Source organism: Paenibacillus sp. YYML68 (genome assembly GCF_027923405.1).
In the GTDB taxonomy this organism is placed as follows: domain Bacteria; phylum Bacillota; class Bacilli; order Paenibacillales; family NBRC-103111; genus Paenibacillus_G.
Map to the genome: position 1 here is coordinate 2,113,881 of NZ_BQYI01000001.1, position 14,249 is coordinate 2,128,129.

Annotated in this window: 10 protein-coding genes; all 10 read left to right on the forward strand. The window is 58.2% G+C overall.

Annotated features, from left to right (window positions below):
• Positions 1-31 precede the first annotated feature (31 nt).
• Positions 32-1,804 carry a cache domain-containing sensor histidine kinase gene (locus tag PAE68_RS09640; protein ID WP_281886369.1) on the forward strand — a complete coding sequence of 591 codons (1,773 nt, stop codon included), beginning with the start codon at positions 32-34 and terminating at the stop codon, positions 1,802-1,804.
• Positions 1,801-3,126 (forward strand): extracellular solute-binding protein, encoded by a 1,326-nt coding sequence (locus tag PAE68_RS09645; RefSeq protein ID WP_281886371.1) that lies wholly within the window; start codon positions 1,801-1,803, stop codon positions 3,124-3,126. Before PAE68_RS09640 ends, PAE68_RS09645 begins: the two co-directional genes overlap by 4 nt.
• Before the next feature lie 15 nt (positions 3,127-3,141).
• Positions 3,142-4,869, forward strand: coding sequence for a response regulator (locus PAE68_RS09650; protein ID WP_281886374.1), 1,728 nt, complete (start codon positions 3,142-3,144; stop codon positions 4,867-4,869).
• A gap of 189 nt (positions 4,870-5,058) precedes the next feature.
• Positions 5,059-5,724, forward strand: coding sequence for a hypothetical protein (locus PAE68_RS09655; RefSeq protein WP_281886376.1), 666 nt, complete (start codon positions 5,059-5,061; stop codon positions 5,722-5,724).
• Positions 5,721-6,587 (forward strand): S-layer homology domain-containing protein, encoded by an 867-nt coding sequence (locus PAE68_RS09660; RefSeq protein WP_281886378.1) that lies wholly within the window; start codon positions 5,721-5,723, stop codon positions 6,585-6,587. The genes PAE68_RS09655 and PAE68_RS09660 overlap by 4 nt, the downstream gene beginning before the upstream one ends.
• Positions 6,588-6,743: 156 nt before the next feature.
• Positions 6,744-8,129: an MATE family efflux transporter gene (locus PAE68_RS09665; RefSeq protein ID WP_281886380.1), complete on the forward strand. Its 1,386-nt coding sequence runs from the start codon at positions 6,744-6,746 to the stop codon at positions 8,127-8,129.
• A 727-nt stretch (positions 8,130-8,856) separates the two neighbouring features.
• On the forward strand, positions 8,857-10,926 hold the full coding sequence (locus tag PAE68_RS09670) for a bifunctional aldolase/short-chain dehydrogenase (protein WP_281886382.1): 2,070 nt from the start codon (positions 8,857-8,859) through the stop codon (positions 10,924-10,926).
• A 171-nt stretch (positions 10,927-11,097) separates the two neighbouring features.
• Positions 11,098-11,463, forward strand: coding sequence for a sensory rhodopsin transducer (locus PAE68_RS09675; RefSeq protein ID WP_281890993.1), 366 nt, complete (start codon positions 11,098-11,100; stop codon positions 11,461-11,463).
• Positions 11,464-11,526: 63 nt separating this feature from the next.
• Entirely contained in the window at positions 11,527-12,747 is a 1,221-nt protein-coding gene (gene rhaI, locus PAE68_RS09680) for an L-rhamnose isomerase (protein ID WP_281890995.1), read from the forward strand.
• Positions 12,744-14,213 (forward strand): rhamnulokinase, encoded by a 1,470-nt coding sequence (locus PAE68_RS09685; protein ID WP_281886384.1) that lies wholly within the window; start codon positions 12,744-12,746, stop codon positions 14,211-14,213. Before rhaI ends, PAE68_RS09685 begins: the two co-directional genes overlap by 4 nt.
• Positions 14,214-14,249 lie beyond the last annotated feature (36 nt).

Sequence of the window (14,249 nt, forward strand, 5' to 3'; positions counted from 1 at the left end):
TGAGTCTACAACGGCCGGGGAGGGAATCGCGATGTCGCTTCGTCACAAAATTATGATCGCTGTCGTGCTCCTCGTTCTGGTCCCGGTTGTACTCATGGGCAGCATCACGTATCGACTGTTCTCGAACGTGATCGAGAAGCAGACTGAGAGCTTCTACGCGACGAGTCTGCTGGAGACCGATCGTAAGATCCAGTACGTACTGAACGAGCTGAACGGCGTGTCAGATATTAGCATTACGCAGCCGCTCGTGCAGCAGGTGCTGAAGCGGTCGACCGGGAGCGAGAAACAGTATCCCGAAGGGTCGATTGGTCGCGAGCTGGAGGCTGAGCTGAACAAGCTGATTTTGTCCCATCCTAAGATTACGTCGCTCTCGCTGTACAACCAGCAGGGGATTGTATATTCGTCCGGCGTATCGGCGTCCATGAGCTATGAGGCGTTGGTCCGTCAGCCTTGGTTCCCGCACGTGCACGACTTGAAGGGGCGTCCGCTATGGCTCGGCCCCTTTGAGAATGCGGAGCTGTCGATGAATCAGCTGACGCACGTCCGTACGGTCAAGGACTATTACACGCTCGAGGACATCGGCACGCTCGTGTTGACGGTCAAGACGAGTGCTATAGACACTATTTTTTGGGAGGCGGGCACGCTCAATGAGGGCGAGCTGCTCGTCGTGAACAAGCAAGGTACGATATTGTTTAGCAAATCCGGTGGCAAGGCCGGGGAGCAGGTTACGTTTCCATTTTTGCAAGGGGAGCAGCAAGAGGCTTATATCGATGAGTATGAAGGGGCCAAGACGTTCGTGACGTACCTCCCTTCGAGAATCGAGGGCTGGTATCTGGTGGCGCTTACACCGCTCGATAAGATGCGGGCGGAGACGATCAGTGTGCGTAATCTCGTGTTCGGGCTGCTCGCGCTGACACTGCTGAGCGTCATTCTGTTCGATGTATGGTTCATCCGCAAGCTGGTGCGTACGATTATCTCCGTCGTGAAGGCGATGCGCTATGCCGAGGCTGGCGCGTTCACAGAGGTGCAGATGAGTCAGGAGGTATACCGCGACGAGTCGGGCTTGCTCGTGAAGGGGTTCAACCGCATGAGCCGACAAATTGACGACTTGATCAGACGTGTGGAGGAAGAGCAGCAGAGAAAGAAAGAGGCGGAGATGCAGGCGCTCGTGTCGCAGATCAATCCGCACTTCATATATAACTCACTGGAGACGATTAATTCGATGGCGGTGCTCCAGGGGAATAAAGAAATTAGCCGCCTCGTCATCTCGCTCGGGAAGCTGCTGCGCATTAGCATTAGCGAGACGCAGGAGCTGGTGTCGATTGCGACAGAGCTGGAGCATGTGCGGCATTACCTCTTCATCCAAATATGCCGGTTCGGGGACAAGCTGCAATATGAGCTGAACGTACCCGAGCAGCTGCGCAAGCATATGACGCTGAAGCTGATCGTGCAGCCGATCGTCGAGAATGCGCTGTATCACGGGATCGAGCCGCTGCAAGGTCAAGGCATTATCCGCATCGAGGCGCTGGAGGCTGGGGACGATCTCATTATCGAGGTGCGGGATAACGGCTACGGCATCGAGGCGGCACGCCTTGCGGAGCTGTTCGGGGACGCACAGTCCCCGGCGCTGGCAGGCAGGACGAAGCATCGCGGCGTCGGGATGAAGAATGTGCACGATCGTCTGCGCATCCGGTTCGGACCGCGCTACGGCATTCTCATCTGCTCCGAGATGAACGTGGGCACCATCGTACGCATCCGCATTCCGAGGCTCGGCATGGACGGTAGAGGAGGTACAGCAGGATGAGGACAGAACGTACGCGCGCGTGCAGGCTACTGCTGCTGTTGATGGCACTCGTCATACTGGCGGCTGCGGTCTCGGGCTGTATGAGCTCGGAGGACAACGGCGAGGAAGCGAAGATCAAGCTGTATTTCAGGCACGTCTGGATTCAGAAGCACAACGGCTCGATGGAGCAAATAATAACCGACGCCATCCGTCGATTCGAGAAGGAGCATCCGAACGTACGCGTCGACTTCGAAGGGATGCACCAGACGCAGCACCGCGAGCAGAAGCTGAAGAGCGAGATGGTGACCGGCAATCCGCCGGATCTGTTCGTGCTGTTCGGCGGGGCGGAGCTGGAGCCGTACGTGAGGGCTGAGCGGCTGCTCGACCTGACCGATTACTTGAAGGAGAGCGGACTGTATGAGCAGTTCCACGATCTGAGTCTGTGGACGTTCGATCAGCGTGTATATGGGCTTCCGGTGGAAGGCTTCACCGAGCCGGTGTTCTATAATAAGAAGCTGTTCGCGGAGCTGGGGTTGAGTGTGCCGACGAATTGGGAGCAGCTGACCGATGTGATCCGGAGGCTGAATGCGGCTGGCGTAACGCCGATGGCGATCGGCAACTCGGAGCGCTGGCCTGGGGCGGCGCATTACCATTATTTCCTCGAGCGTTATGCGGGTAATGATCCGATCCAGCGTATTGTGAAGGGCGAGGGCAGCTTCCTGCTGCCGGAGTATGAGGAAGCGACGGAGCGCTTCCTCGAATTCGCCCGGCTGAAGCCGTTCGCACCACAGCCTGGTCATCGAGCTATCCTGGAGGCGGAGCAGATGTTTCTGCAGGGCAAGGCGGCGATGTTCCTGAGCGGCAGCTGGGAGGTGTCGATCTTCCCGCCGGGTGCGGATTTCGCGGATCAGGTGGGCGTGTTTCATTTTCCGAACGTGACGGATCAGTCAGGGGTTAAGCAAAGCTTAGCAAGCGGCTATACGTTCGGCATCGGCTTATCTGCGAATCTTACGGGGGAGAAACGAAGGATGGCGCTCGAGCTGCTGAAGGCGATCTACTCGCCCGAGGTGCAGCAGCGTGTCGTCTATGAGGCGTATCGGATGCCTTCGATGAAGGTCGAGGTCGATGAGCGACGCATTGGGCCTGTGTATAAGCAGATTGCCGAGCAGCTGGAGTCGGCGGACGCTACCTTCATCCCGTACGATAACGTGCTGCCTCCTGCGATGCATGAGACGTTCTTCCAGGTGACTGATGAGCTTATCGAGGATCGGATTACCGCTAAGGAAGCGCTGCAGCGATTGGAGAATGAGCGCAAGCGATACAATACGATGATTGGTAAATAGGAAGGAGGAATCCGGATGTCTGTGGTGCATCGAGTCGTGCTCGTTGATGATGAGAATATTATCGTGCGCAGCTTGAGGGCGGCGCTGCCTTGGGACGAGATGGGCATGGAGGTCGTCGCTGACGCCTCCAACGGGAAGGATGGGCTGCGACTCATCCGCGAGCTGAAGCCGGACATCGTGATCAGTGACATTCGGATGCCGGTGCTGGATGGCATCGCCATGATGAAGGAGGCGCTGGAGGAGCGACCAGCGCCGATCTTCGTGCTGCTGAGCGGCTACAGCGAGTTCGAGTATGCGCGAGAGGCGGTGCGCGCGGGCGCGTTCGACTATCTATTAAAGCCAGTCGACCATGAGGAGCTGGAGTCGGTCATGCGGGAGGCGAAGAAGCGTCTTGAGCAGGAGGCGCAGCAGCAGCATGAGCGGGAATATTTGACCCGGTCCGTTCAGTCGTTGTCAACACTCGTGCGGGAGCGGCTCGTTAGCCTCATGCTGGAGGGCGAGCAGCAGCCGGTCGATCCGTCGTATTGGCTGCAGGGCTGGGACCTTGAGCATCCGTACGTGATGCTGGTGGTGGCGCTTGACGATACGCTGGAGGTGCATCAGTGGAGCAGTGAGGATCGGCGGTTGTGGTTTTTTGCCGTGAACAATGTGCTTAGCGAATTCGGGCAAAATAACGGCGCCTTGACCGTGTTCCCGTTCCGAAGCGGGGAGTGGGTCGTGCTGCTGCCGAATGCGAACCGTACCGAGGTCGAGCGTATTGCCGGGGAAATGATTCCGCTCATCAAGTCGTGCACGAAGCTGGCCTGCTCGGTCGGTGTAAGTGCGGTGCATCAGGGACTCGGACAGCTGTTCGCCTGCTATCGCAGTGCGCAGCAGGCGCTGCTGCGGCGGTTCGCTAGTGGACGCGAGCAGGTGTACGTCGATGGTGTGTTGCCGCAGGGAGCTGCAGATAGGGCGGCTGATGCGTTCGTGGTCCATCAGGAGGTGACTGTGCGCGGACAGCTGTCGAGACTGGGCACAGAATCGTTCACGTCATCGTCTACAGTACCGACGGAGATGAAGCAGCGGAAGGAGAACATCGGGCAAGACTCTCTGCTTCGGTGGGAGCTGCGTATCTGCGAGGCGATCGCCGGCTTCGACCGGGAGCAGACGCTCGGCATTCTGAGAGAGCTGTTCGTCCTTCTGCGCGAGAGTGGTGTTCGTCAGCCTGAGGCTGCCGCTGTGATGATCGAGCTGACGGTCGGCATGTCGCGCCAGCTGAGCGAGCTGAGCCGCGAGCCGTTCGGCATGCTGAAGGAGCTCATCGCTGGACTGCCGATGTGCGGCACGCTGGAGGAGATGGAGCTGCTGGTCCGGCAGGCGCTGCTCTCCTACATCGATCGGACGATGACGACCGTCTCGGGCGAAGCGGAGGGTAATTCCATCCGCAAGGCGACCGACTACATGGCGGGTCGGTTCCACTACGACCTGAGCATGGAGGAGGTGTCCGAGTTCGTAGGCTTGAGCTGCAGCCACTTCTGCGTCCTGTTCAAGAAGGAGACGGGACTTACGTTCCTCGAATATTTAACGAAGCTTCGAGTGGAGCGCGCCTGCTCGATTCTGAAGAATACGCAGGTGAAGGTGTATCAGATCGCGCCGCTCGTGGGGTATCAGGATGCGAAATATTTTACGCAGGTGTTCAAGAAGCTGGTAGGCAAGACGCCCTCGGAGTACCGGACAATGGTGCAGGTGAGCGACAGTTGAATGGTAGGCTGATGGCCGTTCCGCTTAGGCGGGGCGGCCTTGCTGTGTGACGGGATGGCGGGAGTATACGTGGGGAGCTTGAGCTTGGTTCGGATCATTGAGTGTTATAGAGCTGAGTGATATAGTAATCAAGGATGGGAGATTCATAGAATTTGTTAAAAAATTGTTAATTGTAGAGGAGTGGGATCGGTGTGGAATAAAGCGATGCGCTCGCTGCTGTGCGGCCTGGTGTTGATGCTAAGTGTGTCGGGGACTACCATAGCGAAGCCAGAGTCTGAAGATAAGGGGAAGGCGTCAAGTAAGTTGACCTACAACTTCAGCAATATTCAAGTGCTGTACGCGGCTGAATTCAATGCGTACCCTGCTGGTACATCGTTCGTGCCGGGGCAGAGTGTGTCCGTTAGCTCGTCCGTATATGGCTCGGTGTACGGGGCTGTGTATGGCCCGCAGCCGCTGCGTGTGTTGTATGGGGTTGTCAGTCTTGATGCCAGCACCGGTATGCAGGAGGAGTTTATTAAGGTTAGCGAAGGTGCGCAGAGTGTGAGAGGGCTGTCGAATGGCACGGGCTGGGAGAACTATGGACAAGGCCATAAGCATAAGGAGCTGTCGACCGAATTCGTAACGGGTAAGAAGCTGGAGGGCAATAGTGTCGTTAAGGATTATTCGGACGGTTGGAAAACGATCAAGCTGACGCGTTATATCGATGAATACAGCAATTTAACGAATATGCACATTCAATTCGGCTGGGACATGCGGGGGTCGCATGATCCGTTCTTCCAGAGGCTGACGGAAACGAGCTACGTGGTTGATATGAGCAGCTTGAAATATGTCGGAAAGCAAGGTGCACAGCCATGAGTAGAACGTCAAAGAGGCACATTGACGGGCGCTACATGCTGGCAGCAGGATTAGTGGGAGTGATCGCAGCATCGTCCGTCTATGCGTCGGACAGCTTCGCGACTCGGGCGGCAGCGGGTCAGCAGCAGGTGCAAGGCGCTGCTACAGCGAATGCACAGCAGCAGGCGCAAGGCGCTACTGGTGCAAATGGACAGAAGCTAGTACAAGTTGCGGCTAATGCGAACGCACTGCAGCATCAGGCGAAGGCCGATACGCTAAATCAGCTGCGGCTGTTCCAGGGAACGTCTGCTGGGTATGAGCTGGACCAGCCGTTCACCCGGGCGCAGGGCGCGGTCATGCTGCTTCGGCTGCTCGGCTTGGAGGACGATGCGCAGCAAGCGGCTCAATCGCCGGTATTCGCGGATTCCGCAGCACCGTATTGGGCAGCTCCATACGTCGCGTTCACACATCAGAAGGGACTTGTGCGCGGCGTCTCGGAGACGGCATTCGCACCGGATGCGCCGATGACTGGCGCTCAGTTCATCACCTTGACGTTGCGGGCGCTGGGCTATGCCGAGGCCGAGCCGGAGCAGGCATCCGCCCTTGCCGTGACGGCAGGGCTGCTGTCGGGTGAGCAGGCAGGGCAGCTGACGGGCAAGACGCATTTTCTCCGTGACGACATGGTCGCGGTTGCTTACTATGCGCTGACGACGAGGCTGAAGTCTGGTGAGCAGACGCTGATTGAGAAGCTTGTCGACACGGACGGAGCGGTGAACCGGGAGCTGGCGCTGCAATCTGGCCTATACTCGAAGCCAGCGTCGAACGATCCGCTGGACCATATCGAAGCGGCGCTGCGTCGGGCGCTCAACGAGTCGAGACGATGAGGATGCTGTACCTATACTAGAGAAGCTTGAATCGGACTGGACAACCATCCCACTAGCGCGTCACTTTCAGGTGATGTAGTATCGAGGATGCCCCTAACATGTTCCGTCATATAGGGAACCTGTTATTTTAGGATAGAGAGTAGAGGAGAAACCAACTTGAGCCTTACTGCGGAACCATCATCTTGGACTAAACTTAGCTTATTTGCCGTCACATGGCCCATTTTCGTCGATACGGTTCTACGAATGTTAATAGGCACTGCTGATGTCTTGATGCTTAGCCGATTGTCCGATCAGGCGGCGGGAGCTATCGGTCTTGCCAACGAAATCATTATGTTCTGCATTCTGATGTTCGGCTTCGTCGGCATCGGAACGTCGGTTGCGTTGACGCAATATATTGGCGCTGGTAAGCCGGAGACGGCAAGCCGCATCTCGGCGCTTGCGATCACGATGAACCTGCTATTCGGAATCGTCGTGAGTGGAGCGCTGCTTCTATTGAGCGAGCCGTTAATGCGCTGGATGAATCTGGACGCGGAGCTGCTCGAGCTGGCGAAGCCGTATTTGCTGCTCGTCGGGGGCTTCATCTGGATCGAGGCGCTATCGAGCTCCGTATCATCCGTCATTCGGGCGAACGGTCATACGAAGGATGTTATGTATGTGACGCTTGGGATGAACATTTTGAACGTTACGGGGAACCTGGTGCTGATCTTCGGTTACTTGGGATTTCCTGCGATGGGCATTACGGGCGCGGTCATCTCGACCGTCGTCAGCCGGGCTCTCGCTCTCTTCGTGCTGTTCATCCTCATGTATCGCCGCTTGCCTGCGCCTATACGGTTGAATGATTATGTCACGTTCGATAAGCGCTATATGGGACAAATCTTATCCATCGGCCTTCCGGCCGCCGGAGAGCAACTGGCTTGGCAATCCCAGCATATGATGGTATTCAGCTTCATCAACCTGCTCGGACAATCGGCGCTTGCAGCTCACGTCTACATGTTCAATATTAGCTATTACTTCATGGCGCTGGCGATCTCTGTGGGGATCGGTACTGAAATTATCGTCGGTCATATGGTCGGCGCTGGCCAGACGAAGCTGGCGTACCATCGGCTGCTCCGCAGCTTGAAGATCAGCATGGTGCTGACGATTGCGGTCGTAGCCCTCGCCGCTCTATTCCGTTACGAGCTGTTCGAGCTGTTCACGGACGATCCAGCGATCATTTCCGTTGGAGTTACACTCATGCTGCTCTCCATTATTATCGAGCCTGGACGTACGTTCAACCTCGTTGTCATTAATTCGCTGCGCGCAGCAGGAGATGCTCGATTCCCTGTTGTGATGGGCGTGCTGTCGATGTGGGGCATATGCGTGCCGCTGGCTTACTTGCTCGGCATACATTACGAGATGGGTCTGATCGGCATCTGGCTGGCCTTCACCGTCGACGAATGGCTTCGCGGCATTGTGATGCTGCTTCGCTGGCGCAGCCGCATATGGGAGAAGAAGGCGCTGGTCCAGGCCGAGCCTGCGGCTCTTGCAAGTCATGCGAGCTGACGAGGTAGGCGGGTGTAGATATATAGTTGTTGAAGGAAGATGGTCCCTCTTGGCGGGGCCGTCTTCCTTTTTTGTTTCTCGAGGCGCGGGACTGCGCGGAATAACGCACGTATCGTGCGCTATGGGTTCGCGCGGGCGGATGCGAGGCGAGGGACAACGCGGAATAACGCACGTAACGTGCGTTATGGGTTCACGCAGGCGGGTACGAGGCGCGGGACGGCGCGGAATAACGCACATATCGTGCGTTATGGGTTCACGCGTGCGGGTGCGAGGCGCGGGACGGCGCGGAATAACGCACGTATCGTGCGTTATGGGTTCACGCGGGTGGGTGCGAGGTGAGGGACGCGGCGGAATAACGCACGTATCGTTCGTTATGGGTTCGCACGTGCGGGTGCGAGGTGAGGGACCGCGCGGAATAACGCACGTATCGTGCGTTATCGGTTCACGCGTGCGGGTGCGAGGCGCGGGACTGCGCGGAATAACGCACGTATCGTGCGTTATGGGTTCGCGCGGGCGGGTGCGAGGCGAGAGTCGCGGCGGAATAACGCACGTATCGTGCGTTATGGGTTCACGCGGGCGGGTGCGAGGCGAGAGTCGTGGCGGAATAACGCACGTATCGTGCGCGCTGTACCCGTTTTCTTCTGATTTTATACTATACAAACAAAAACAAACGTGATAAACTCAAAACAATCCCAAATAAACAAACACAAACGGAGGTAAACACAATATGGTACAAAGCTTATGGAGCGAAACGGAAGCAGTCAAGCATCAAGGAGGACTGAACGAGCTCGTCTACCGTTCCAACTTGATCGGAGCGGATCGCCGCGTCTGTAACTGGGGCGGAGGCAACACATCGAGTAAGACGATCGAGAAAGATTTCCGCGGTCGTGACGTTGAGGTCATGTATGTGAAGGGAAGCGGCTCCGACCTGGCTACAATGAAGGCAGGCAACTTCACCGGACTTCGCATGGACGACATTCGTCCGCTGTTCGAGCGTGAGGAGATGCCGGATGAAGAGATGGTTGCTTACCTCGCCAAGTGCATGGTTGACGCGAAGCATCCGCGTGCGTCCATCGAGACGCTGCTGCACGCGTTCCTGCCGTTCAAGCATGTCGATCATACGCACCCGGATGCGATCATCAGCCTGTGCTGCGCCGATAACGGCAAGGAGCTGGCGAAGGAGATTTTCGGCGACCGATTCGTATGGGTGCCTTATGTGCGTCCAGGCTTCACACTGTCCAAGATGATCGCACAGGGCGTATTGGACAACCCGAACGCCGAGCTCGTCCTGATGGAGAAGCACGGCCTCGTCACATGGGGCGAGACGTCCGAGGCTTGCTACGCGAAGACGATTGCGATCATCAACGAAGCCGAGAGCTTCATCGAAGCGCGTGTGCAGGAGGAGAAGCTGTTCGGCGGGGCGAAGCATCAGCCGCTGGCAGCTGACGTCAGACGCCGCATTGCAGCCGAGGTGATGCCTACAATTCGCGGTGCGGTCAGCGACGGCAAGAAGATGATGCTCTCGTTCGATGACGAGGCGGATGTGCTGCAATTCACATGCGGCGAGCAGTCGCCGAAGCTGTCCCAGGTTGGCGCGGCGTGCCCGGACCACCTCGTACATACGAAGGTCGTGCCGCTGTTCATCGATTGGGAGCCGAATGCGGACGACGTTGACGGTCTGATCGCCAAGCTGAAGGCAGGCATCGCGGCTTACAAGGCCGATTACGAAGCGTACTTCGAGCGCAATAGGAACGAAGGCGACGTCATGTTCGAGGCTGCGCCTCGCGTCATCCTCATTCCGGGCGTCGGCATGATCAATACAGGCAAGAGCTGGGCGATGTCCAAGGTCAGCGGTGCGCTCTACCATCGGGCGATTGCGGTTATGCGCGGTGCGACAGCGCTCGGTCAGTTCGTTTCACTGAGCGAGAACGAGTCCTACAACGTGGAATATTGGCCGCTAGAGCTGTATAAGCTGAGCCTTGCACCAGCGGAGGCTGAGTTTTCCCGCAAGGTGGCGTTCATCACAGGTGGTGCAGGCGGCATCGGCAGCGAAACGGCACGTCGTCTCGTATCGGAGGGAGCGCATGTCGTGCTCGCGGACCTGAATCTGGAGGGTGCGGAGAAGGTCGCTGCTGAGATCAATGCGAAGTACGGCGATAACCGCGCGATCGCGGTGAAGATGGATGTGACGAAGGAAGAGGAAGTGACGGCAGCGTTCGCGCATACAGCACTCGCCTACGGCGGCGTGGACATTCTTGTCAACAACGCGGGTCTTGCGACGTCGAGTCCGTTCGAGGAGACCTCGCTCAAGGAATGGAACCTGAACATGAACGTGCTCGGCACTGGCTATTTCCTCGTGGCGCGTGAGGCGTTCAAGCAGATGAAGACGCAGGCCATCGGCGGCAGCATGGTATTCATCGGCTCCAAGAACTCGGTCTACGCAGGTAAAAATGCTTCGGCCTACAGCTCGGCGAAGGCGCTCGAGGCGCATCTGGCGCGCTGCATCGCCGCAGAGGGCGGCCAGTACGGCATCCGCGTCAACACGGTGCTGCCGGATGCTATCCTGCAGGGCTCGGCGATCTGGAACTCCAACTGGCGCAACGAGCGCGCGGCAGCGTACGGCATCGAGCCGGATCAGCTGGAGGACTATTACCGGAAGCGGACGACGCTGCTCGTGAACATATACCCGAGCGACATCGCCGAAGGCGTTGCCTTCTTCGCTTCGTCGAAGGCTGAGAAGACGACGGGCTGCATGCTGACTGTCGATGGCGGCGTGCCGGCTGCGTTCACCCGATAAGAGGAGGGCGACTCGATGAGTGAGCGAGATGCTTTTTCTAACACGGAGCCGAATGGGAGCCAGATTCTGAATCCAGGCGAGGCACAGCAGCCGACCGAGGGGGCTCAGTCACAGACACAGCAGACGCAGCAGCCGATCGAGCAGACACAGCCGCAGCACCCGCAGCGGCATGTGCCGAAGGGCGAGACGTGCTGGGTCATCCCGGACGCCTATATTCCGGAGCACAGCAGCGGCTCGCTGACCAGCCATGAATCTGTGTGCGTGCTGAACCGCTCCTCGCAGGATGCGCAGCTGCTGTTCACGATCTACTTCGAGGACCGCGAGCCGATGGAGCGCATTCCATATGTCGTGCCTGCCCGCCGTACGCTCCACATTCGCACCAGCTCGCTACTGAAGCTAGGAATGCCGATTCCGGTCGGCGTTCCTTACGCCATCGAGGTGGAGAGCGACATTCCGGTGTTCGTGCAGTACAGCCGACTCGATTCCACACAGGCCGAGAATGCACTGATGACGACAATGGGTTATCCTTATAAATAGTAGAAATAAACGTGCTTAATGAAGCAACGCTCGAAGTAATGAGAGAGGATGTTGACGATGACGATACAAGACCGCGCATACGCCTGCTTGGAAGAGCAGCAGCAAGCTAGAGGTATTGATCTTGCCAAGGTGAAGGCTCAATTGAAGACACTGCGCATTGAGACCCCTTCCTGGGGCTACGGCGATTCCGGTACGCGCTTCAAGGTATTCAAGAAGGAAGGCGTACCCCGTAATCCGTTCGAAAAATTCGAGGACGCCGCCGTCGTGCACCGTCTGACGGGCTTGTGCCCATCTGTGGCGATCCACATTCCATGGGATAAGGTGGACGACTACAGCAAGCTGCGCCAGCATGCCGAAGGGCTCGGCCTTCAGATCGGCGCTGTCAACCCGAACCTGTTCCAGGACGACGACTACATGCTCGGCAGCGTTACGAATACAGACCCGGCCATTCGCCGCAAGGCAACGGACCACCTGCTCGAGTGCGTCGATATTGCCAAGGAGACGGGCTCGCGCGATCTGAGCCTCTGGTTCGCAGACGGCACGAACTACCCGGGGCAGGGCGACCTCCGCAAGCGCAAGACGTGGATGCTCGAGGCGCTGCAGGAGATGTACAAGGCGATGACGCCTGAGATGCGGATGCTGATCGAGTATAAGTTTTTCGAGCCGGCGTTCTATCATACGGATCTGGCCGACTGGGGCATGGCGTACAACTACGCGCTCAAGCTCGGACCGCAGGCGTCGGTACTCGTCGACACGGGTCACCACGCGCAAGGCACGAACATCGAGCATCTGGTCGCTTACTTGATCGACGAGCAGCGTCTAGGCGGCTTCCACTTCAACAGCCGCAAGTATGCCGATGACGACCTGATCGTCGGCTCCGTCAATCCGTACGAGCTGTTCCTCATCTTCTACCAGATTTCGCTCGCTGCGCAAGATCCGAGCAACGCGATTCGCAGCACCGTTGACAATATTGCCTACATGATCGACCAATCGCATAATATCGAGGCGAAAATTCCAGCGATGCTCCGCTCCGTCCTGAATGTGCAGACGCAGTATGCGAAGGCGCTGCTCATCAACCACGAGGAGGTCGAGGCGGCTCAGCTGCGCGGCGATGTGCTTGGCGCGGAGGATGCAGTACGCCGTGCGTTCGAATTCGACGTGACGCCGCTGCTGCACGCGGTGCGCGAGGAGCAAGGGCTGCCGCTCGATCCGATGAAGGCGTATCTGTCGAGCAGCTACGGTCAAGACATTGCCGCAAGAGGCAAGGGCGGTGCGAGCTGGTGACCATTCTCGCATACGATCTTGGAGCAAGCAGCGGCCGTGCCCTGCTCGGCCGATTAACGGACCGCCGGATCGAGGTGGAGGAGCTGCATCGGTTCGGCAACGATCCGGTGCAGGTCGCAAGCCGGCTGCAATGGGACATTCTGCGGCTGTATCATGAGATCAAGCAAGGGCTCCTGAAGGCGAAGCATCGGGGTGTGACGCCGACCAGTCTCGCCATCGATTCGTGGGCGGTCGACTTCGGGCTTATCGGACGACACGGCGAGCTGCTCGGCAATCCGTACCATTACCGCGATCCGCATACGGACGGGGTGATGGAGGAGGTGCTCGGGCGAGTGCCGCGCGACGATATTTTTGCCCGCACGGGCATTCAGTTCCTTCCATTTAATACAATCTACCAGCTCGCCGCGTTGACAAAGGCCGACCATCCGCTCCTCGCATCAGCGGAGCGTCTGCTCATGATACCCGATCTGCTGCGTTACTTCTTGACGGGTGAGCAGCTCAGTGAGTTCTCCAACGCGACGACGACGCAGCTGTACAATCCGACGACAGGCGACTGGGACCGGACGCTGCTCGAGCAGCTGGACGTACCGTCCTCTCTGTTCGCTCGTGTCATCAATCCCGGCACACATGCCGGACAGCTGCTCCCGTCGGTGAGCGCGGAGCTCGGCATCGGACGCATTCCAGTCATTGCGGTGGCGGAGCACGATACAGGCTCGGCGGTCGCAGCTGTACCTGCGCTCGAGCGCTCGTTCGCTTACTTGAGCTGCGGCACGTGGTCGCTCATGGGTACGGAGATCGAGCAGCCCGTGCTGACCGAGCAGGCGCTGCGGTACAACTTCACGAACGAGGGCGGCGTCGGCCGCACGTACCGGCTGCTCAAGAACATTATGGGGCTGTGGCTGGTGCAGGAGCTGAAGCGGGAGTGGGACCGCCAAGGCGTCGTCTACACGTTCTCGGAGCTCGTACAGCTGGCCGATCAGGCGAGGCCGTTCGGTGCGTTCATCGATCCCGACGACCCGAGCTTCCTGCATGCAGGCGACATGCTTCCGCGTATTCGGCACTATTGCGTGCAGACGGGACAGAAGGCTCCGGAGGAGCCGGGAGAGGTCGTCCGTTGTATTTTGGAAAGTCTGGCGTTAAAATACCGATATGTCTTCGAGTTGACCGAGCAGCTGGCCGGACATCGATTCGGCGGTCTGCATATGGTCGGAGGCGGCATTCAGAACCAGTTGCTCTGTCAATGGACGGCGAATGCGATCGGCAAGCCGGTATGGGCAGGCCCTGCGGAGGGCAGCGCCATCGGCAATCTCGCGGTGCAGTGGCTTGCAGCAGGCGAGTTCCGCGACATTCGCGAGGCGCGCAGCGTCATTCGCGATTCGTTCCCGATCGACGTCTACGAGCCGCAGCAGCAGGATGCTTGGGAGGACGCGTACGGTACGTTCAAGCGCGTGTGCAGGCTCGGCTGACATTCTGAGTGTCTGATCGTTTGACAGTCTGACAGT

Bases quoted from the DNA above. Each gene is read 5' to 3' on its own strand.
- PAE68_RS09660 (WP_281886378.1), top strand. From the start codon at position 5,721: ATGAGTAGAACGTCAAAGAGGCACATTGACGGGCGCTACATGCTGGCA.
- PAE68_RS09670 (WP_281886382.1), top strand. From the start codon at position 8,857: ATGGTACAAAGCTTATGGAGCGAAACGGAAGCAGTCAAGCATCAAGGA.
- PAE68_RS09650 (WP_281886374.1), top strand. From the start codon at position 3,142: ATGTCTGTGGTGCATCGAGTCGTGCTCGTTGATGATGAGAATATTATC.
- PAE68_RS09640 (WP_281886369.1), top strand. From the start codon at position 32: ATGTCGCTTCGTCACAAAATTATGATCGCTGTCGTGCTCCTCGTTCTG.
- PAE68_RS09645 (WP_281886371.1), top strand. From the start codon at position 1,801: ATGAGGACAGAACGTACGCGCGCGTGCAGGCTACTGCTGCTGTTGATG.